Source organism: Ruminococcus sp. MSJ-25 (assembly GCF_018917825.1).
Taxonomy (GTDB): Bacteria; Bacillota; Clostridia; order Oscillospirales; family Ruminococcaceae; genus Hominimerdicola; species Hominimerdicola aceti.
Genome location: NZ_JAHLPI010000001.1, coordinates 43,384 through 64,603, shown reverse-complemented (window position 1 = coordinate 64,603; position 21,220 = coordinate 43,384). Strand labels below are relative to the sequence as shown.

Annotated in this window: 16 protein-coding genes; 6 read left to right on the top strand and 10 right to left on the bottom strand. The window is 43.8% G+C overall.

The genetic code is table 11. From position 1 onward, the window contains the following. Nucleotides 1-44: 44 nt before the first annotated feature. Nucleotides 45-746: an ABC transporter ATP-binding protein gene (locus KQH97_RS00355; RefSeq protein ID WP_022287660.1), complete on the top strand. Its 702-nt coding sequence runs from the start codon at nucleotides 45-47 to the stop codon at nucleotides 744-746. Next, nucleotides 746-3,358, top strand: a complete 2,613-nt coding sequence (locus KQH97_RS00350) for an ABC transporter permease (protein WP_216552035.1) — start codon at nucleotides 746-748, stop codon at nucleotides 3,356-3,358. Before KQH97_RS00355 ends, KQH97_RS00350 begins: the two co-directional genes overlap by 1 nt. A gap of 115 nt (nucleotides 3,359-3,473) precedes the next feature. Here the strand turns inward: KQH97_RS00350 and KQH97_RS00345 are convergent, their stop codons facing one another. Both KQH97_RS00345 and KQH97_RS00340 read right to left on the bottom strand, forming a co-directional pair. Beyond that, a complete protein-coding gene (locus KQH97_RS00345; protein ID WP_216552033.1) occupies nucleotides 3,474-4,397 on the bottom strand; it encodes a hypothetical protein in 924 nt (307 codons plus the stop codon). Nucleotides 4,398-4,448: 51 nt separating this feature from the next. Beyond that, the gene (locus KQH97_RS00340; protein WP_216552031.1) at nucleotides 4,449-5,324 is read right to left on the bottom strand and encodes a radical SAM protein; all 876 of its coding nucleotides are present in this window, start codon (nucleotides 5,322-5,324) and stop codon (nucleotides 4,449-4,451) included. Between the two features lie 118 nt (nucleotides 5,325-5,442). Between KQH97_RS00340 and KQH97_RS00335 the strand changes: the two genes are divergently transcribed. Continuing rightward, nucleotides 5,443-6,618 (top strand): iron-containing alcohol dehydrogenase family protein, encoded by a 1,176-nt coding sequence (locus tag KQH97_RS00335; RefSeq protein WP_253286323.1) that lies wholly within the window; start codon nucleotides 5,443-5,445, stop codon nucleotides 6,616-6,618. Nucleotides 6,619-6,656: 38 nt separating this feature from the next. On the opposite strand, the gene KQH97_RS00330 is transcribed toward KQH97_RS00335, so the two are convergent. Further along, nucleotides 6,657-7,652 carry an aldo/keto reductase gene (locus KQH97_RS00330; protein WP_216552029.1) on the bottom strand — a complete coding sequence of 332 codons (996 nt, stop codon included), beginning with the start codon at nucleotides 7,650-7,652 and terminating at the stop codon, nucleotides 6,657-6,659. Nucleotides 7,653-7,810: 158 nt separating this feature from the next. Here KQH97_RS00330 and KQH97_RS00325 point away from each other — a divergent pair, with 158 nt between their 5' ends. Then, a complete protein-coding gene (locus KQH97_RS00325) occupies nucleotides 7,811-9,382 on the top strand; it encodes a CotH kinase family protein (RefSeq protein WP_216552027.1) in 1,572 nt (523 codons plus the stop codon). A gap of 293 nt (nucleotides 9,383-9,675) precedes the next feature. Continuing rightward, on the top strand, nucleotides 9,676-11,040 hold the full coding sequence (locus KQH97_RS00320; protein ID WP_117865353.1) for an NCS2 family permease: 1,365 nt from the start codon (nucleotides 9,676-9,678) through the stop codon (nucleotides 11,038-11,040). A gap of 118 nt (nucleotides 11,041-11,158) precedes the next feature. On the opposite strand, the gene KQH97_RS00315 is transcribed toward KQH97_RS00320, so the two are convergent. From KQH97_RS00315 to fucO, 7 genes are all read right to left on the bottom strand, one after another. After that, nucleotides 11,159-12,214, bottom strand: a complete 1,056-nt coding sequence (locus KQH97_RS00315) for an SGNH/GDSL hydrolase family protein (protein WP_216552025.1) — start codon at nucleotides 12,212-12,214, stop codon at nucleotides 11,159-11,161. Between the two features lie 105 nt (nucleotides 12,215-12,319). After that, nucleotides 12,320-13,486 carry an ABC transporter permease gene (locus KQH97_RS00310; protein WP_216552023.1) on the bottom strand — a complete coding sequence of 389 codons (1,167 nt, stop codon included), beginning with the start codon at nucleotides 13,484-13,486 and terminating at the stop codon, nucleotides 12,320-12,322. After that, nucleotides 13,473-14,594, bottom strand: coding sequence for an ABC transporter permease (locus KQH97_RS00305; protein WP_216552021.1), 1,122 nt, complete (start codon nucleotides 14,592-14,594; stop codon nucleotides 13,473-13,475). The genes KQH97_RS00310 and KQH97_RS00305 overlap by 14 nt, the downstream gene beginning before the upstream one ends. Nucleotides 14,595-14,598: 4 nt before the next feature. Beyond that, a complete protein-coding gene (locus tag KQH97_RS00300) occupies nucleotides 14,599-15,546 on the bottom strand; it encodes an ABC transporter ATP-binding protein (protein WP_038671318.1) in 948 nt (315 codons plus the stop codon). 139 nt (nucleotides 15,547-15,685) lie between these two features. Next, nucleotides 15,686-16,978 (bottom strand): HAMP domain-containing sensor histidine kinase, encoded by a 1,293-nt coding sequence (locus KQH97_RS00295; protein ID WP_216552019.1) that lies wholly within the window; start codon nucleotides 16,976-16,978, stop codon nucleotides 15,686-15,688. Then, nucleotides 16,971-17,651 carry a response regulator transcription factor gene (locus tag KQH97_RS00290; RefSeq protein ID WP_117865364.1) on the bottom strand — a complete coding sequence of 227 codons (681 nt, stop codon included), beginning with the start codon at nucleotides 17,649-17,651 and terminating at the stop codon, nucleotides 16,971-16,973. The genes KQH97_RS00295 and KQH97_RS00290 overlap by 8 nt, the downstream gene beginning before the upstream one ends. Before the next feature lie 152 nt (nucleotides 17,652-17,803). Then, nucleotides 17,804-18,952 (bottom strand): lactaldehyde reductase, encoded by a 1,149-nt coding sequence (fucO, locus tag KQH97_RS00285; protein ID WP_216552017.1) that lies wholly within the window; start codon nucleotides 18,950-18,952, stop codon nucleotides 17,804-17,806. A gap of 443 nt (nucleotides 18,953-19,395) precedes the next feature. On the opposite strand from fucO, the gene typA reads away from it, so the two are divergent. After that, nucleotides 19,396-21,213, top strand: a complete 1,818-nt coding sequence (typA, locus tag KQH97_RS00280) for a translational GTPase TypA (RefSeq protein WP_022287673.1) — start codon at nucleotides 19,396-19,398, stop codon at nucleotides 21,211-21,213. The last annotated feature ends 7 nt before the right edge of the window (nucleotides 21,214-21,220 follow it).

Genomic DNA, 21,220 nt, shown 5'->3' with positions numbered 1-21,220 from the left:
AAAGTAAAGTTAGCTAAGTCTAACTTATAAATGGAGGAAATGATATGTATTTGGAGATCAAAGATGTGAAGAAAAGCTACGGCAGTGACGCCAGCTATATTCAGGTACTAAAGGGTATCACCACAAGCCTAGAAAAAGGTCAGATGTGCGTTATTCAGGGTACGAGCGGTTCTGGTAAATCCACGCTCCTTAACTGCATAGGCGGCCTTGACACTATGGACAGTGGCTCTGTTAAGGTCGACGGCAAGGAGATTTTCGGTCTTAAACCAGATAAGCTTGCCGACTACAGAAAGGAAAATCTGGGCTTTATCTTTCAGTTTTATAACCTCGTTCCAAATCTGACAGTTGTGGAAAATATTCAGGTTTGTGAATATCTTTCAGATTCGCCACTGGATATGGAAGAACTTCTCACAACGTTGGGGCTTTCCGAACACAGAAACAAGTTTCCGTCACAGCTTTCAGGCGGTCAGCAGCAGAGATGTGCTATAGCAAGGGCGCTGATAAAAAATCCAAAGCTGCTTTTGTGCGACGAGCCTACAGGCGCTCTTGACTCTAAAACTTCAAGGGATATTCTCATTCTGTTGGAGAAGATAAACGAAAAATATGGCACAACAATGCTTATCGTTACTCACAACAATGCTATAAAAAATATGGTGCATAAGGTAATAATCGTTAAGGACGGACTTATCAAAAAGGATTATCTTAACGAAACACGCATACCTGCCGCAGAGCTGGAGGACTTGTAATGAACAGGGTACTCAGAAAAAGGCTCGGACGTGAGCTTAAAACAAATTTCGCTCGTTATCTTGCGCTTGTATTGCTTATCGTAATGGGAATGTACATAATAGTTTCCGTGGTTGCAAGCGCAGACACTATCATCGACGGAACTGCCGAACATGGTAAGCAAAACAAGGTTGAGGACGGACAGTTCGGCGTTTTTATTCCTCTTACAGACGAGCAGGAAAAGGAAATAACAGACAAAGGAATTACTCTTGAACAGCATTTCAGCATTGACGTTACAGCAAAGGACGGCTCAAAGCTCCGTGTTTTCCGTAAAAGAAATGACATTGACCTTATCGAGCTTGACAGCGGAAGACTTGCTGAGAAAAAGGGCGAAGCGGTAGTCGAAAAGCGCTACAGCGAGGAACATTCTCTGTCAGTGGGCGATAAGCTTACAGCAGGCGGAGTTGAGTTTGAGATAGTTGGAATAGGAACTATACCTGACTATGACGCACCTTTTGAAAATTTCTCTGACACGGCTGTGTCAAGCAAGGGCTTCGGACTTCTTTTCGTAAGCGACGATCAGTATGACTATTTCAAAAATGACAGCGAACAGAAAGCGGAGGATCTTTGCTATTCTTACAGACTTAACGGCAAGGCAACTGATGATGAGCTGAAGAAAATGATCGAGGATTTTGACTTTGATTATAAAAAAGTCACAGACAAGTATTATCTTGAAACTATCAAGGACGTCTTGGAGCAGCGTGACGATATTTCAAATGGTATCGACAAGCTCTATGACGGCTCTCAGACCCTTAAAGACGGTGTGAAAGCCCTTTCTGAGGGAGCAGACGCTCTCTATGACGCAATGGGCGGACTTTACGAGGGTGCAAAGGCACTCCCAGAGGGTGCGAATGCTATCACGGCAGGAGTTAAAGCCGCATATGACGGCTCAAAAGATCTGTCAGAGGGTGTAAGATCTGCATACAGCGGTGCAGAGAGCCTTGCGAATGGTATTGATAGCTTCAAAAAGCAGGCTGACGAGCTTCTTGACGAGGTGTTCACCATTGATCTTGACAACCTGACAATGTTTGTGAAAAAGGGCGACAACGTTCGTATAGCCGGTGCGGCAGGTGACGTTGTCATGAACAAATATGCAGGACTTGGTGTGGGTGTTATACTTGTGGCACTTCTTACTTATGTTATCTCTGTTTTCGTCATTCATCAGATCCAGCGTGAAAGCAGTGTTATAGGTGCGCTTTATGCTCTTGGCGCAAAGAAAAAAGATCTTATCCGCCACTACGTAACGTTGCCGACTATAGTTGCATTTGTTGGCGGAATAATCGGTGCGGTCATAGGCTTCTCACCTGTGGGGATCGATTATCAGCTTCTCGACAGCTACGCATATTTCTCGCTCCCTGATTTTACCCCTGTTTATCCTTTGTATCTTATCATTTACAGCATTGTAATGCCTCCTGTTGTTTCGGTGATAGTTAATACCCTTGTGATAAACAAGCGGCTTTCTCAGACGGCTCTTTCACTTATCAGAAACGAGCAGAAAACAGGTCACTACAGCAGAGTGAAGATAAAGAGCAGGAATTTTATCCGCAGATTTCAGATACGCCAAATGCTTCGTGAAATGCGCACAGGCATAACAGTGCTTCTCAGTATGCTGTTTTCACTGTTCATTCTTATGCTTGGCGTTGATTGCTACTATCTCTGTGAGAACGTGAGAAAAGACACTATAAATGACACAAAATACGAGTATATGTACACTCTGAAATATCCGGAGGAAAGCGTTCCAGAGGGTGGCGAGGCTTGCTTTGTAAAAACGCTTTCAAAGGAACAGCTTGGCTATAACCTTGATGTCACCGTTATGGGTATGGACAGCGACAACAAGTATTATGATGTGAAAACACACAAAGGCAAGAGCTTTATAACAGTGAGCCAGTCAGTTGTGGAGCGTTACGGAGTGGCAAAGGACGATAAGTTTATCCTGACAGACGATGCGACCTCAATGGATTACGCATTCACAGTGGAGGATATCTGCGACGAGCGTGGCGGACTTATGGTGTTTATGGATATTGACAGTATGCGTGAGCTTTTCGGTGAGAGCGACACTTACTACAACTGTTTGCTCTCAGACAAGAAACTTGACATTGACGAAGGCAGACTTTACAGCACAACAACAAAATCGGATATCGAGCGTTCAGCTGCAGTTTTCACAGACCTTATGATGTCAATGATAGTAATGCTTATTGCGGTTGCTGTAATAATCTTCTGCTCTGTGATGTTCCTTATGCTGAATGTTACAATAGAAAGGGCTTCCTTTGGAATATCTCTTGTGAAGGTGTTTGGCTATAAGACCAAGGACGTGAAAAAGCTTTACCTAAACGGAAACGCAATTATCATCACTTTGGGCGCACTTATCGAGATACCGCTTTCAAAGATGTTTATGGACAAGGTTTTCCCAGTGTTCATTCCAAACGTAACAAGCGGAATAAACCTTGCATTCTCATGGTATGCTTACGTTATAATTTTCGCAGGAGTAATGGCAACATACTTTATCATCACCTCAATTCTTGTAAGAAAGCTTGGCAAGATAACCCCTGCCGAGGTGCTTAAAAACAGAGAATGATTTCTTAATACACAGAAAAACGTACATAGCGTAATGATGTGACCTCCAAGTTGTTAGATTTTTGGTCTAACTTCTGGGGGTCGGATCATAAAGCTTTGTACGTTTTTGATTATGCCTAATTTGTATTATTGTCTATTTTGGTTATGATAACTGCGGCAATGGTAAGGACAATATATCCTGCTATGACTTCAAAGGGAAATTTTATTATTGCAGTTTCGGGGATTATAAAAGGCAAGGTAGATATTGCACAGCATGGAGGAAAATAAAGCTTTGTTTTTCGGCAAAGGACGAATATCACAGCCGAGGATAAAACTGCACCAAATGTCAGGGTAAGCCCAAGCTTTTCAGAGATAAAAAATCTTGCCATAACGCCTGCAAACGCAGCCACCGCCATGAGAGCAATTGCGGTGTATTTTCGATTCATAAGCTTTGAGCCTTTGACGCTAAGCTCGAAAAATGCAACTATAAGCGGCGGAGCGATAAAGAATATCTCGTGAAAATGCGCAGGCAATATGCAGATAACAAGCACCGTGATGACTTGTTTTGCTCGTAGTTTGAGAAGCTCTGATCTTGGTTCGATAGGTCTATATTCATACTTTTCATGCAGACCAAAGTATTCAAGAACTTTTTGAAAAATAAGTATAAATGCTGTCATGACCGCAACGGAAATGACGTAAATAGGGCTTTTTGTACCCATAAGTATCGGAAGTATGCAGGCTGAAATGGCAGGAACGAAGCTAGTTTTTGACAGTGTTATAACGCTCACTGCTACAAGAAGTCCCAAAGCTATACGAAGTATAAGTATCTCAGGGATAAACCGCACTATGCACACGCCTGCGACGGCGGCAGAAACTATCGCCGCAAAAAGCCGTGTGCGAGAGGTGTTCCAAGATTGCACAGGCGCAATTAGTGCACCCATTGCCACCGCCGTTATCTCAGGAAAAATTATTTCCTTTTCCCCGAAGATCTCCGCCGAGCCGACCATAACAGCCACCACGGCAAGGGATATCCCCATAGCTATATTTTGATTTTTATTCATTGCTTCACCTTGATGTTTTTTTCTTTATTATAACATAAAGGGGAGAGGTTTTCAATTGGTGGTGTCAAAAATACTCGTCTGACCGTCACTCACGTCAAATTCGTTTTCGTATGCGAAAATCTCCTCTGGGCTGTACATGACACCATGGCTTTTGCACTGAGATACAAAAATATCCATAAGTTTCTTATTGTTCGGACTATTGCAGATATAAGAATTTCCAAAGGTACGGATATATTTTTCTTTCATTCCCGGAAAATGCTCGTCAAGCTTCTTGTAAAAATACTCTCTGTCGCCCTCGCGGAGAGTGACCCCGAAGCTAAAGCATATTATCCCCTTAACGCCTGCATCAAAGCACATATCCAATATGCGGCGTAAATTTTCTTCCGTATCGTTTATAAAAGGCAGAATAGGCGTGAGCCACACGACAGTTGGGATTTCACGCCGCTGAAACTCTTTCAGCACCTCGTATCGCCCTTGAGTGGTGCAAACATTCGGCTCTAGTATCCTGCAAAGCTTTTCGTCAGCCGTTGTAAGGGTCATTGCAATGACCGCCTTGCTCTTTTGGTTTATGCGCTGGATTATATCAATATCACGGAGAATTTTGTCAGACTTTGTGATAAGCGTGACACCAAAGCCGTATTTTTCTATTGCCATAAGGCTTTTCAGCGTGAGCTGTACTGTCATTTCAAGTGGCATATAAGGGTCGCACATTGCGCCCATGCCTATCATGCACCTGCGGCGTTTGCGTTTGAGGGCTTCTTCGAGAAGCTCCACGGCGTTTTCTTTTATTTCGATATCTTCAAAATCATGCTGCATATTATAGCATACCGAGCGGCTGTCGCAGTAAATACAGCCGTGCTGACAGCCACGATATAAATTCATGCCGTTTTTAAGCGAGAGTATACCTTTTGCTGTTGTGAAGTGCATAGCTTTTCCCTCCATGATTTATTACTAATATTATAGCACATATGTTCCACAAAGTCAAGGCTTGAAAATCGCCGTCAAAGGTGCTATAATGGATAAAAAGCCAGAAGGAGCGTTGAAAATGAGAAATATACCTACAGATATTTACATAGAAAATGGAGCGGTAAAAAATCACGGGGGCGAGATAGCCGCACTTGGTAAAAAGGCTATGATAGTCACAGGCAGACATTCTTCTGCGGTGAACGGCTCTCTTGATGATGTCAGGGCAGTGCTTGAAAGTCAGGGCATTGGATATGTGATATATAATGATATTGAGGAAAACCCGTCTGTGGAAACTGTTTACACAGCGGCAACGGTGGCGGTAAAATACAGCGTGGATATGTTCGTGGCAGTGGGCGGCGGTTCGCCAATGGACGCAAGCAAGGCGATATCAATGCTTGCTAAGAATGGGATAGTTTGCGAAAATGCCGAGTTTTCCGAAAGCGAGAGCGTTGTAAAAGCTGAGAAGTGTGAGCTTTCAGATAGCATTGCCAAGGTGGAGGAGCTTCTTTACACTCCTGCGAAACTACCTTTTTACCCTATAGTCTGCGTTCCTACCACCTGCGGAACAGGCTCGGAGGCTACACCTTATTCTATCCTGACTTCCCACATCAAGCAGACCAAGAAATCTATTGCCCACAAAATTTTCCCGTCACTTGCATTGGTTGACTACAGCTATCTTAAAACCTCCTCATACAGCGGTATGAAAAGCACCTGCGTAGACGCACTTGCTCACATGATAGAGTCACGGCTCAACACCAACGCAAATGCATTCAGCCGTGCATATGCAGAGGAGGGTATGAGGCTTTGGGCAAGCTGTAAGGGCTGTCTTGAAAGTGAGGAGAGATTTGCTCATATGACCGATGATGAGTTCTCAACTTTCATGCAGGCATCAGTGCTTGCAGGCATGGCGATAGCCTACACAGGCACAAGCATACCTCACGGTTTGAGCTATACTTTGACCTATGAAAATGGCGTGCCCCACGGCAAGGCAGTAGGCGTTTTTCTGTCAGGCTTTTTGAAAAAATACGGTGACAGCACCGAAGCTGAGTATGTTGTAAAACAGCTTCTTGGCTTTGATGATCTTGACGCTTTCCGAGATTATATCAGGACGCTTTTTGGCAAGCTTGATATGTCAGAGAAGCTTTGGAAGAAGGATAGAGACGGAATACTTGCCAACCCTGCCAAGCTTAAAAATTATCCTTTTGAGCTTACGGCAGATATGCTTGACGATTACGTTCGCTATTATAACGCATAAAAGAAGCTGTCAGGGCGGTGGCTCTGACAGCTTCTTTATTACATCTTCGCAAGCCTGTCTATCTCTGCAAGCTCAGCTTCTGTGAAGTCAAGGCGGTCAAGACAGCCTATGTTTTCCGTTATCTGCTCAGGACGGCTTGCGCCTATAAGCACAGTGGTAACAGCCTTGTTGTGAAGCACCCATGAAAGTGCCATTTGCGAAAGGGTCTGTCCCCTCGAAGCGGCGATATCATTAAGCTTGTTGAGCTTTTCTATCATTTTGTCGTTAAGCTCATTGCCTATCCATGTTTCGCCTCTGCCTACCCTTGAATCTGCCGGTATGCCTTTTAGATATTTGCTTGTGAGAAAGCCCTGATACAGCGGCGAGAACACTGCAATGCCAAAGCCTTCAGAAAGTGCAAGGCTGTCAAGCTTATCGTCCTCTATCCAGCGGTTGAGTATGGAATATGAGGGCTGATTGACAATAAAAGGAGTTCTGAGCTCTCGGAAAATTTTCAGCATTTCGGCTGTGTCGGCTCTGTTGTAATTTGATATGCCAACATAAAGCGCCTTGCCCTGACTTACTGCATTGTCAAGTGCAAGGGCAGTCTCTTCAAGAGGCGTTTCGGGATCTCTTACATGGTGATAGAAAATGTCAACATATTCAAGCCCCATTCTTTTGAGAGATTGGTCAAGGCTTGCCGTGAGATATTTTCTCGAGCCGTTTCTGTCACCGTATGGACCTGCCCACATTTCATAGCCTGCCTTGGTGGAAATGCACATCTCGTCACGGAACTCTCTCATGCCACGGTCGAGTATCCTGCCGAAGTTTTCCTCTGCCGAGCCGTTGTAGGGATTGCCATAGTTGTTTGCAAGGTCAAAATGTGTGATACCGCTGTTGAACGCAGTGTGTACCATTCTTTCCATGTTCTCAAAATTGTTTTTCAGGCTGAAATTCTGCCAAAAGCCCAAAGACAACGCAGAAAGCTTAAGCCCGCTTTTTCCACAGCGGTTGTATATCATTTTGTCATATCTTTTATCGTCAGGTATAAACATTTCAAAAAACCTCCTATATAATCGTGTTAGTGCATAAATTATCCCACTTACTTTTATGATTATAGCATATTGTATTATCTATGTCAATGTGCTATAATTGAATAAGTTATATGATAAAAAATATGTGTGTAATGCACAATAAATGGAAAGATAATAATATGAGAAATGATATGAACAGAAGAATTATCGCTGCTGTATGTGCAGTAGTCATGACGGGAGCAATGCTCACAAGCTGTGCTAAAGAAACAGGGGAAAGTTCAAAAGCAGAGAGTAGTTCTGCCGGATCTCAGACTGTGACAACAACGGCTGAACCTGTTGTAACTCTCCCTGCCACCACAAAACAGGTGATAAACTCTGAACCTGCTACTTATGAAAGCCTGAGTGCTGACAAGGCTGAAAAAGAAAGCTTTAAGAAAAAGATACGATCACAAAGCAAGATACCTGTTATAAGCGTCACGACTGCCCCTGATGATATGATAGCTTCAAGGGAGACGTATACTTCCTGCGTGGTGGACGTTTTCAATTGTGATGAAAAATTGGAGATAAACGAAGCCTCAGCAGGCATAAAGGTAAGAGGAAATTCAAGCGCATATTACGGTGATGTTAGTCAGATCCTTGCAAACAAAGTGCCTTATAGGATAAAATTTGATAAAAAGACAAATATGCTTGGGCTTAATAACGGCGCAGAGTGCAAAAGCTGGGTGCTGTTGAAATCAGATTGGGATCTAATAAGAAACGATATCGCATTCCGTTTTGGCAGAACTATCATGGGTGACAGCAATTTCTGCTCAGGCGGTCAGCTTGTTCACCTCTATGTGAACGAGAAGTTTCAAGGCGTTTATGAGCTTTGCGAACAGTGTCAGATAAATCCAAACAGAGTGGATATCTCCGAGCCTGCGGAGGGCTACACCGACACTGATATAGGCTATTATCTTGAGCTTGACAACTATGCAACAAGCGATGAGGATAACCATTATATAAGCATGGACTATGAAAATGCCACTGTCACCGACATAAACGGCGAAACAAGGAAGTTCGTTTCTGCGGAATATTCTATCAAGAATGACCTCTATTCGCAAAATCAGATAGACTTTATTGACAAGTATCTCAACAATCTGTTCAAGATAGTTTATGAAGCCTGCGAGAACGGCAAGTATTACAAATTTGATGAAAATTATGACCTTGTTGACTCCGATGTTACTACCGCTGAGGAAGCCGTTTCTGCCGTTATGGATATAGACTCAGTGAGAGATATGTATATTCTTTATGAGATCGTACATGACTATGACTGTGGTGAGGGAAGCTTCTATATGTGCGTCGATCTTTCAAAGGACAGTAAATGTCCTAAGCTGAAATTCACCTCACCTTGGGATTTTAACTGGGCATATAATGACAGCACTGAGAAATATTATGCTGGTGCTTTCACAGACAAGAATTTTGTGGCTAAAAACGGCGACCGTTCAAACCCATGGTTTATCATTCTTTGCAAGCAGGATTGGTTTATGGCTACTGTCAAGGAAAAGTGGACGGAGATGAGCCAGGAAAAGCTTTTACAGGGCTGTATAAAAACAGAGCGTGAATATCTTAAAGAGTATGACGCCGACCTTAGAAAAGGCGAAGAGTGGGGTCCTGACTCTGCGGAGGATCTTTTCAATTGGATCGAAAACCGCATTTATTGGCTCAATAGTCAGTGGAAAATAAAGTCTGACGTTAGTAACAGTGCTTCTTAAATGATAAATTTTATTCAATTAAGGCAATACCGCGCAAAGATTGTGCGTCAGATGCGTAGTCAGATTTTTTGTCAGATTGTACAAAAATTCCGCAGGCATACTGCCGTATGTCAAGGGATTTTTGTGTGATATGACGGAAAATCTGCAAGCAGATGGCGTGCAAAGCCGTCAGGCGGGCTTTGTGCGGTGTTGCCTTAATAAATCAGGCTTGAAAAATGCTGTAAAATCGGTATAATAAGATAGTATCCCCATATTGAAAGGAGGAAATGTCTGCAACGCAGGCATAATAAAATATGACGGAAAAATTATTCAAGCTGAAAGAAAATCACACCGATGTTAAAACTGAGATAATGGCGGGCGTGACGACTTTCATGACCATGGCATATATCCTTGCCATAAACCCGAGCATTCTCGGCAGTACGGGCATGGATCCTACAGCCGTACTTCTTGCCACCTGTATCGCCTCTGTTATTGGAACAGTGTGCATGGGACTTATGGCAAATCTGCCTTTTGTGCTTTCCGCAGGCATGGGACTTAACGCTTACATGGCTTACACTGTTGTGGCAGGCTACGGCTATCCATGGCAGGTGGCACTGCTGGCGGTTTTCGTCGAGGGTATCGTCTTTATCGTGCTTTCTCTTACAAACGTCAGAGAAGCCATTTTCAATGCAATACCTGTGGTGCTGAAAAAAGCGGTGTCTGTTGGTATCGGTCTTTACATTGCCTTTATCGGACTTCAGAATGCCGGACTTTGCGTTGACAGTTCAGCCACTCTTGTTACCATAACAGGCTTCCGCAAGAATTTCACAACTTCGGGCATATGTGCGCTTCTCACTATCGTGGGACTTTTCATCACTATTATCCTATATATCAAAAAAGTCCGTGGCTCTATTCTTATGGGTATAGTGGCAACATGGGTAATAGGCATGATATGTCAGCTTGTAGGGCTGTATGTCCCTGACGCTGAAAGCGGCTATAATTCGCTTTTTCCTACAATGTCACTTACGGATTTTTCAAAGCTTGGCGAAACATTTGGTCAGTGTTTTAAGGTGGATATGCACAGCATTGGTATCTTCAATTTTATAGTTGTGGTATTCTCCTTCCTGTTCGTTGACCTTTTCGACACTTTAGGCACTCTTATCGGCGTATGTTCAAAGGCAGATATGCTTGATGAAAAGGGCAGACTTCCGCAGATAAAGCCTGCGCTTCTTGCTGACGCCGTTGCCACAACAGCAGGCGCAGTTCTTGGTACTTCCACCACCACAACATTTGTTGAGTCCTCAGCAGGCGTTGCCGCAGGAGGCAGAACAGGTCTTACCTCTATCACAGCCGCAGTGCTGTTTGCACTGTCAATGTTCTTTGCACCTATCTTCACGGCTATACCATCCTTTGCAACAGCTCCTGCACTTATAGTAGTAGGCTTTTTGATGTTCAGCTCTATCACTGACATCAAGTTTGATGACGGCAATTATACAAAGGCTATCCCTGCGTATCTTTGTATTCTTTCAATGCCTCTTTTCTACAGCATTTCAGAGGGTATCTCTCTTGGAATAATCTCATACGTTGTTATAAATCTTGTTTGCGGAAAGCGCAAGGATATCACACCGCTTATGTATGTGCTTGCAGTGCTTTTCGTGCTGAAATATGTGTTCTTATAAGGAAAGCTTTCAAAGAACAGTTCTGATACTAGCCATGCTTTCCTGTTCATTCTGCTACAGAATGAGAATTGGCGTAAAATGACAAAAAATCGGCAGCCGTTACCGACTGCCGATTTTGTTATATGCTTTTTATTATCTCTCTGAGTTTTTCCGTAAGCACTGCCGCTGCCTTGGTGTGGGTCTTTTCAGTAGGGTGCCAGTTTGCCGCAAAGCCGTCATTTGCGCCGTCCTGCTCATGGAACATCATTGAGCTTATCTTGCTGTCAGCGTGGCTTTTAAGATATATCTTTATGCCCTCTTCAACAGCAGGGAATATCCTCTCGCCCATTATTCCAACAGTGCAGAGAATGTAAGCCTGCGGATTTTTCTCCCGAACGACCGCAAGAAAATCAGCATAAAGCTTTGAGAAAACAGCCTGCCTGTCCTTGTAGTCACGGCAGTAGCTGTCGTCGTTTGTGCCAAGGTTTATAACGATTATCTGCGGAATATATTTGCTGAAATCCCAAGGGATATCCTGCGGAGCAGTTCCTGCAAAATTGCCCCTTGAAAAGCCGTAGCTGCAATAGAACTGTGGAATTGTCTGTTCGCTGATAGGCTCGTCACCCTCAGTATAGCCTGATACTATGCCATAGCCGCTGGCTGAAAACATACTGTATTCAGCGTCAAGTGCCTTGGCAGTCTTGTAGGCGTAGGCTTTTGTAACGTCCTCTGTGGCGGTGGTGAACTGGTGGTTTTCGTCCTCATCATCAACACCATAGCCACAGGTTATAGAGTCGCCGATAAATTCTATTTTAAGCGGGTTTTCAGGCAAAGCCTCAGCACTGCCCTCGGCGAAAGCCTCAATGCCAACTGCTGACATTGGAGATTCCGAAAGCTTTATTATCTCCACCACCGACTTGGCACTTTCCGTGCAGTCTATTACCGTGATCTCTTTTTCTGCACAGTCGATCATCTCGTCAACTACTCTCTTGCCGTCAACATAAACGGCTATCCTTGCATAGTCGATAGGGTTTTCGCCCACTGCGATATTGTCGCCTTTGAGCTTCAAAACAAGCTTTGTGCCGTCAAATGTGAATGACGCACCGCTTCCTGAAAGACCGAGCCACATTACCTCGTCTTTGAAATATACTCTGCCTGTGAGCTTTGCATTTTTGTCAAGCTGTAATCTATCCATACTTTTTCCTCTTTTTCATCTATGATCTTCTTTAGCTGACGCAAAAAGGCTGCGTGTCAGCTCCGTAACAATAAGAGTATAACACACAGCCATATTATTGTCAACTTATGCAAGGGAATTTACATCACCCTCACGCTTTTGCTTAACAAGCAGAGCAGCCACAGCAAAGAATGCCACTGCGAACAGCGCTTCGATACCAATGCAGATGAGATATTCCTTTGTGCTGAATACTCCGCCGCTCATGCCGAAAAGCATATTGTTGGCTTTGGTGTACCAGTATGCAGGGAACAATCTTCCCACTGCAAGAACGCCTCCTGTGAGCAATTCCTGCGGCACGAAAACTCCGCAAAGAAAGCTCATGCCAAGACCGATTATGTTCGATATAGCATTTATGCCGTTGTCGCTAAGGTCAAACTGCGCTATTATCATTGCTATGCCTGCGGCGGCAATGATATATACAAAGCTGTTAAGGCAGGCGAGCCAGAATTTCACGCTGAGCGTTTTGCCCCAAATTATTGCGACTATCATAAACAAAAGCCATATGCTAAACACCAAGATACTTGCCCCAAGAGCCGTCTGTCTGCTGTAGTTTGCTGATGTCAGGCTTGAACACATTGTGCGTTCTCGAACGCCTTTTCTGTTTAGCGTCAGTATAACGGGGCAAAGGGTAACAATGAGCATGGAAAGCATAACGTATGCAAGATACTGAAAATAGTAGCCGAATATTGCCGGCATACCTGTTCCGCCCTTGTTGTTAAAGTTTTTAAGCTCCGCATTTACTTGCTGAGAAACTGCCGTTTGGGCAAGCTCCATAGCGTTTTCTGTGCTTTCACCTGCCGTCATGTATGCCTTTACGCTTGAAAGATAGCCGTCAAGCCTGCTTTCAAAAAGCTGTCCGCCGTAGCTGGAGGGCATTTTGAAATTCTCAAAAAGTCCGTCAAAATCTCCTGCGTTTATCTTGTCGCCAAAGCCCTTGTTTATATAGAGAACATAGTGGGAACGTCCGTAATAAACGGCGTCGGTTATCTCGTCAGTATCGTCCTTAAGCTCCACCTTTTTGTTGCCGCTGAATATAAAGTCCTGCAAACGCTTGCTTTCGGCACTGTTGTCACGGTCAATGACGGATATGGACATTTTATAGTCCTCATAGCCATTATCGTCTTTTGCAATATCTGCCATCAAAACTGCTATGACCATGAATATGACGAAATATAATATAGCAGACGTAAGCTTTGTTTTGAGTATTTTCATAAAGGTCTTAAAGACTTGCATATTTACGCCTCCTTGTAAGAACATATCCACCAAGGGTGAACAGCACTGTGTATATCGCCATTGAAATTATCTTCACTGTGAACCGCCTGTAATCTTCGTAGAGATTAAGACAGTAAAAGCTGTCTGAGATAATGGCGGCAGGGTTTATTTCATTGAATATCGGGCAATGCTCTGCAACAGTGCCTCTTATGGTATTTGACATAAGACCGCTGAAGAAACAGCAGGTCATTGATACCGCCATGACTACAGATATTTTTAAACCCTCTTTTATGCGGAAAGAGCCAACGAAAAATCCCATGGATATTCCCGTTATTCCTCCGATTATTGCGGCAAGATAAACAAGTGGGAGCTTACTGCCGAAATCCACTTTAAGCACAAATCTCAGGAACGTCACGGATATCACCATGCATATCATTTCCACCGCATGAAAAGCAAGGAGCGTTGCCGTTATGCTTGTAAGCTTGTTCACCGGAGAACAGCACCGCCTTGCGCCAAGTGCAGACAGGTCGCCCTGATTTTCCTGTGCCACGAACAGACCTGACATCGAGCCGAAAAGTGCCGTCATGGCAAGGAGATTATAGAAATACTGTATCGTTATATCAGGATTGCCGTGGAGAGGTATATCCTCATTTGGGCTTATCTTCTCGGAAAGGGAAGCTATGACCTTATCAAGCTTTTGCGGAGCGTTCTTTGCAGTGTCGGTTATTATCTTTTCCTGCGTTTTGTATTGCTGTATGAAAGTCTTTACAATGGTCTGCTGGATACCTGTTGAGCCAAACTCAAGGGAGAGGTCGGAAGCCTTTATAATGCCTTTTATATCCTCGCTTTTAAGCATTTCTTCTGCCTTGTCAATGTCCGTATACGTCACCTTGAAAAGAGCCTCATCACTATCTGATATCTGTTCAAGCACCTGCTTAAGGATATCGTTTTCTTCTATATTTGTCACCGCAACAGGTATCGCATTGAATACAACATCTTTTTCGTATATTCCTGAAAACGCCATCTTAAAAAAGCAACCCAGTATTATAGGAAAGGCTATGAGCCAGAAGAGTATGGCTTTTTGACGCAGACAGCTTTTAAATTCGTATTTGAATATGTGTGAGAACATTCTATCACTCCTTATCCCTGAGAGCCTTGCCGGTTATTTCAAGGAAAACGTCATTGAGGGTAGGCTGCTCAGAATAAACGCTGCCGAAGCCCACCTGATTTTCCTGCAATATTTTCAGTATCTCAATAAGATTGTGCCGTCCTCCTGTACAGCGTGCAACGAGCTTGTTGTCGGCATAGGAAACATTATAAACGTGTTCCAAAGCTTCTATTTGTTCACGGACGTTTTCAGGAAGCTGGAGTATCTCGGCGGTGATAGTTTCGGTGTTCTTTATCATGCGTTTGAGTTCCTCTGTAGTACCCTCGGCTATCTTACTGCCCTTATCCATTATGGCGATACGGGTGCATATCTGCTCGACTTCTTCCATGTAGTGGGAGGTGTAAATTATAGTCGCACCCTCACGGTTGAGCTGTAAAATGCCCTCCAATATCTTGTTTCTTGATTGTGGGTCAACAGCAACTGTCGGCTCGTCGAGTATGATAAGCTCAGGCTTGTGTGCGATACCACAGGCAATGTTAAGTCGTCTGAGCAGACCCCCTGAAAGCTTTTTAGGGTGGAACTTCACGAAGTCCTCAAGCCCCACAAAAGCTATGGCATCGTCAACATATTTCTTTCGTGTGGCTTTGTCGGTGATGTAAAGCCCGCAAAAATAGTCAATGTTCTCATACACAGTCAGCTCGTCAAACACCGCAACATTCTGCATTATAACGCCAATACGCTTTTTTACCCCATAGTTCACAGGAGACATTTTTTCACCGAATATCTCGATGTCGCCCTTATCGTATGCCAGCAGTGAGAGCAGGCAGTTTATCGTGGTGGTCTTGCCCGAACCGTTAGGACCGAGAAGCCCGAAGACCTCGCCTTTTTTTATTTCAAGATCAAAGTGGTCAAGAGCAATAAGTTCCTTGTATCTTTTTACCAGATTGTCTATTTTTACTACAGTTTCAGCCATAAGAAAAAACCTCCCTTAGTTTGTATTATCATTATACAATACTATCCGCCAAAAAGCTAGTGAGCAAAGTCACATCTTCATGTGACAAATGTCATATTATAAAAAAGCAGAGCGGCTGGTGACCAACTCTGCTTTGCAATTATTTAAGCTGTGCTGTAAATATCATCATGCCGTTTTCGGCTTTGCATGATATCTTGCTTTTGTGCGACCTGACTATTGCCTGTGCAATAGAAAGCCCAATGCCGTAGCCGCCTTTTTTCTCTCCCTTTGACCGAGAACGTGAGCTGTCGTCACGATAAAATCTGTCAAAAAGTTTTGTTAGGTCGCCTTGCGGTGGTTCTTTGCAGGTATTTGAAACTTCAAGGTCTGTTTCCTTGCCATTATGAGAAGTGAAAAGCTTTACGGCTATCTCGCCGTCCTCGTCAGCGTATTTTACTGCATTTTCCGTGAGGATAGAAACAAGCTGTCTTATCGCACCCTCGTCGCCGTGATAGGAAAGTCCGTTGGCAACATCAATGGTGAGCTTTTTGCCCTTTGTTTCCGCAAGGGTAGTAAAAGGCGAAGCGGCGTCATAAACAGCGTCAGAAATGTTGAAGTCAGCCATGGTAAGAGCAGGCTTTTCCTCCTCCATTTTTGCAAGGCTCAAAAGCTCTTTCAGCAGACCGTTGAGCCTTGTTATCTGATTTTTTATGCTCACCGTCCACTCGTTTGGCTCTGACACCATTTCAAGAACTTCCGTGTTTGCGGAGATTATGGCCAGCGGCGTTTTTATCTCGTGCCCTGCGTCGGTGATGAACTGCTTTTGCTTTTCAAAGCTTTCCACAACAGGTCTTATGGCACGCTTTGAGAAGATTATGATAAGCAGACATACAAGTATATATCCTGCCGCACCTATAGCGCACGACACCAGCAAAAAGCGATTTTTGGTGGCACTGTCACTGCGGCAGTCCATGAAAACTATTATCTTGCCTTTGTCAGTGTCGCCTGTTTTGTAGCGGTAGTTTCCTGACGTGCCTGAAGTCTTGCCGCTGTCAAGAACGCTTTTGCCGTATTCTATAGCCTGCGAACTTGACACCGCCGCAACGTGTCCTGTATCTACCTTGGTTATTTCGCCATTGCTGTCGGTATATACAACAAAATACCTTGTCTGATACTTAGTTTCCTCGTTAAAGCCTCTGTGCTTATCAGGCTTTTTGCTCTCAGGGGGAGATGAGCTGTCTGAATTATCCTGCGGCTTGTCATGCTTCATGCCCATGGGATCAAACTCAGGAAATCTGCCGTCATTTTCGATTATTATGTTCAGCAGATTGTCTGCATTCTTGTTGGTCTGATAGATGTTCACTCCATTTATGCCGCCTATTATGGCAAACTCTACGATAAGAAGGCACACAGCGGCGATAACAACGAATTTCCGCTGTAAACGCTTAATCATTATGCTTTTCCTCTAGTGTGTAGCCCACGCCCCTTGTAGCTTTTATCTCGACATCAGCTCCGATAAGACCAAGCTTTTTACGCAGATATGAAATATATACCCACACCACGTTTATCTCAGCGTCAGAGTCATAGCCCCATATCTTTTCCATGAAACGCTCTGTGGAAATAAGCGTGCCGTGATTTAGCATAAGGGCTTCTATCATTTGAAACTCTTTGTTGCCAAGCTTCTGAGAGCCGTTAGGACCTGAAAGCTCAAAGCTCTGTCTGTTGAGAGAAACGTTTCCGAAAGTAAGGGTAGAGGGTGCAAACTCAGTGCGGCGGCGTGTCATTGCCCTTATTCTCGCAAGAAGCTCGCCCATTGCAAAGGGTTTTGTAAGATAATCGTCAGCACCTGAATCAAGTCCGGTTATCCTATCGTCAATATCAGACTTTGCAGTAAGCAGCAGAACAGGGGAGTCGATACCCTTTTCACGAAGCTTTGTAAGCACCTGTATGCCGTCCATACCAGGCATCATAATGTCAAGTATTATGCCGTCATAATCCTGTGCAATTGCATAGTTGTATGCGTCGATGCCGTTGTAAACAGCGTCAACAGAATAGTTTTTGTGTTTAAGCACTGCCGAAAGCGCATTTGCAAGCTCCACTTCGTCCTCAGCAAGAAGTAATCTCATTAAAATTCCTCCCTATAAGTCAGTATAATATCTTACGATATATGATAACCTATGAACTTTAAACTCACTTTAAATGTATTATACCATAAATATTCTTTTCGGGCAATAAAAATCTGCCCCCGAAAACCGAGGGCAGATAAAAGATTTTTGAATTAGAATGCTGTCTTATAGATGCCGAGGATAGACTCAACTGTGCAAGGTCTTGGATTTCCTCCTGTGCATACGTCTGCAAATGCAGATTCGCTCAAAGCCTGAAGATCCTCTTCCTTAACGCCTATCTCGTGGAGCTTCTCAGGGATTCCAACGTCCTTTGAAAGCTGCTTAACTGCGTTTACTGCGGCTGCTCTGTATTCAGCCTGGCTCATGCCTGTTGTGTCAACGCCCATTGCCTCTGCGATGTATTTGAACTTTTCGCCTGTGTATTCAGCGTTGTACTCCATTACATACGGAAGAAGTACAGCGTTTGCAATTCCGTGAGGTGTGTCATAGAATGCACCGAGCGGGTGAGCCATGCCGTGAACAACGCCAAGTCCGACGTTTGAGAAGCCCATGCCTGCGATATACTGACCGAGAGCCATATCTTCTCTGCCCTGTGGGTCATTCTCAACAGCCTTTCTCAGTGAACGTGAGATGATCTCGATAGCTTTAAGATGCATCATGTCTGTAAGCTCCCAAGCGCCAAGTGTTGTGTAGCCCTCGATAGCGTGTGTAAGAGCGTCCATACCTGTTGAAGCTGTAAGTCCCTTTGGCATTGATGACATCATCTTAGCGTCGATTATAGCAACAACCGGGATATCGTGTGGATCAACGCAAACGAACTTTCTCTTCTTCTCCTCGTCTGTGATAACATAGTTGATAGTTACCTCTGCGGCTGTGCCTGCTGTTGTAGGAACAGCGATTATAGGAACACTAGGATTCTTTGTGTCAATAGCGCCCTCAAGAGAAGTAACGTCAGCATACTCAGGGTTGTTTATGATGATACCGATAGCCTTTGCAGTGTCCATTGATGAGCCGCCGCCGATAGCGATAAGATAGTCAGCGCCTGCTGCCTTGAAAGCTTCGATACCAGCCTTTACTACCTTTACAGTAGGGTTAGCCTTTACCTGAGAGAATATATCATAAGCAAGTCCTGCTTCCTCCAAAAGATCTGTAACGTTCTTTGCAACGTTAAATTTGATAAGGTCAGGGTCTGTTACAACAAGAGCCTTTTTAAAAGTTCTCTTCTTTGCCTCTGTAACTATCTCGCTGATCGAGCCTGCACCGAAATATGAAGTTTCATTAAGTATCATTCTGTTAGCCATTTGATTATTCCGCCTTTCAAAATATATGATCTCTGTTATCAAAGTTATATCTTTGATTATTGATATTATACAACTTTTATACCGTGATTTCAATTATTTTTATGTAAAATATTAGTGGCGTAATATTGTGTAAAACAGCCAAAAACATAAATCATTTAATCTAAGGCACACTGTACAAGGCGTAACCTGTGAATGATACTTTTTTCTTGACAAATCGGCAAAAATGTGCTATAATTCTCAATTAGGAAAGTTACCTTGCGGAAAATTTCGCAAGGTGCTTTTGTGTTTTATAGGCTTTTTGTGAAAAATTACGATTTTCTTTCCTTTGATGGGAGAAAATATATTTATAATTTTTATTGTTTATAATTTTGGCGAAATATATTAAGCAAATCGTTACAGAAAGCATTCGCTTTGCTGTGTCTTGATAAATCGGAGGAGTATGTATGATTAGAGAAGATTTAAGAAATGTTGCTATTATTGCCCACGTTGACCACGGTAAGACTACCCTTGTAGACCAGATGCTCAAGCAGAGCGGTACTTTCAGAGAAAATCAGGCTGTAGAAGAAAGAGTCATGGATTCAAACGATATTGAGCGTGAGAGAGGAATCACTATCCTTGCAAAGAATACTTCTATCAAGTATAAGGACGTTAAGATAAACGTTATCGACACCCCAGGCCATGCTGATTTCGGTGGTGAGGTAGAGCGTGTTCTTAAAATGGTAAACGGTGTTATACTGCTTGTGGACGCAGCCGAGGGTCCAATGCCACAGACAAGATTTGTGCTTCAGAAAGCACTTGAGCTTGGTCATAAAATAATCATCGTTATCAACAAGATAGACAGACCTGACGCTCGTCTTAACGAGGTAGGCGACGAAGTTCTCGAGCTTCTCATGGATCTTGACGCTACTGACGAGCAGCTTGACAGCCCTATTCTTTATTGCTCAGGCAGAGCAGGTACAGCTACTCACTCACCTGATGAAGAGGGCAAGGATATGATACCTCTCTTTGATGAGATTCTCAGCTATATCCCTGCACCTGAGGTAGATACTGAGGGTCCAATGCAGTATCTTGTTTCCGCTATCGACTACAACGAGTATGTAGGAAGAATAGCTATCGGCCGTATCGAGCGTGGCGAAATGAAAGTTAATCAGGACGTTACGATCGGCGATTATCATCAGACTAAGAAGGAATATCGTGGCAAGATAGTTACAATGTATCAGATAGAGGGACTTAACAGAGTTCCATGCCAGAGTGCAAAGGCTGGCGATATCGTTTGTATAAGCGGTATTGAGAACATCACTATCGGTGACACTATCTGCGACTTCGGCAACTTTGAGGCTGTTCCTTTTGTAAAGATATCCGAGCCTACAGTTGAAATGACATTCTCTGTAAATAATTCACCATTCGCAGGCAGAGAGGGCAAGTTCGTAACGAGCCGTCACCTGAGAGACAGACTTTTCAAGGAGCTTCTTAAGGACGTTTCACTGAGAGTTTCTGAAACAGACAGCACAGACGCATTCAAGGTCGCAGGACGTGGCGAAATGCACCTTTCTATCCTTATCGAGAATATGCGTCGTGAGGGCTATGAGCTTGGCGTTTCAACACCGCACGTTCTGTTTAAGGAGATAGAGGGCAAGCTTTGCGAGCCTATCGAAAGACTTGTTATTGACGTTCCTGAGAACTGCGTAGGTTCTGTTATGGAGAAGATAGGTGCAAGAAAGGGCGAGCTTCAGGAAATGGCACCTGTTGGAAGCAGAATGAGACTTGAATTTCTTATCCCTGCAAGAGGACTTTTCGGATACAAGAGCGAGTTCCTTACAGACACAAAGGGTGAGGGTATCATGAGTTCTGTATTCCATGACTACGAGCCATATAAGGGCGAGATACCAAAGAGAGCAACAGGCTCACTTGTTGCGTTTGAAACAGGCGAGGCTGTAACATACGGTCTTTACAACGCACAGGAGAGAGGCGAGCTGTTCATCACAGCAGGCACACCTGTATATGAGGGAATGATAGTTGGCGCTTCACCAAAGCAGGAAGACCTTGTTGTAAATGTCTGCAAGAAGAAGCACCTTACAAATACCCGTGCAAGCGGTTCTGATGACGCGCTCAGACTTGTTCCGCCAAGAAATCTCAGCCTTGAGGATTCACTTGAGTTTCTCGCTGATGATGAGCTTCTTGAAGTAACACCAAAGAGCATAAGAATAAGAAAGCGTATTCTGAGCAACTCACAGAGAGCTAAGGAAAGAGCTAAAATGTAATAATAAC